The following is a 320-nucleotide window of genomic DNA, read 5'->3' on the forward strand; positions in this document are numbered from 1 at the left end:
CCCCCCCCCCCCCCCCCCCCCCCCCCCCCCCCCCCCCCCCCCCCCCCCCCCCCCCCCCCCCCCCCCCCCCCCCCCCCCCCCCCCCCCCCCCCCCCCCCCCCCCCCCCCCCCCCCCCTTTATAATGATCCGGCGACCACCGAGATCTACACTGTTCGCATTTCGTCGGCAGCGTCAGATGTGTATAAGAGACAGGCCCTACAAGCAGTGGATCGAGAACCTGCGCATCAAGCTGGGCAGCGTGGGCAGTGACACCCATGCCGGCCCCGAGGCCGCCAGCCTGCCGCTGCTCGAGCGCCAGCAGGCCTTCGGCTTCACGCAG

Annotated in this window: 1 protein-coding gene; it reads left to right on the forward strand. The window is 75.3% G+C overall.

The window, feature by feature from the left end; all coding sequences use genetic code 11:
• Positions 1–125: 125 nt before the first annotated feature.
• Positions 126–320: hypothetical protein (locus JHD82_RS30115; RefSeq protein WP_374191681.1), on the forward strand; the 195-nt coding region annotated here is incomplete at its 3' end.

It is taken from the genome of Delftia sp. ASV31, from assembly GCF_016428765.1.
GTDB classification, from domain to species: domain Bacteria; phylum Pseudomonadota; class Gammaproteobacteria; order Burkholderiales; family Burkholderiaceae_C; genus Comamonas; species Comamonas acidovorans.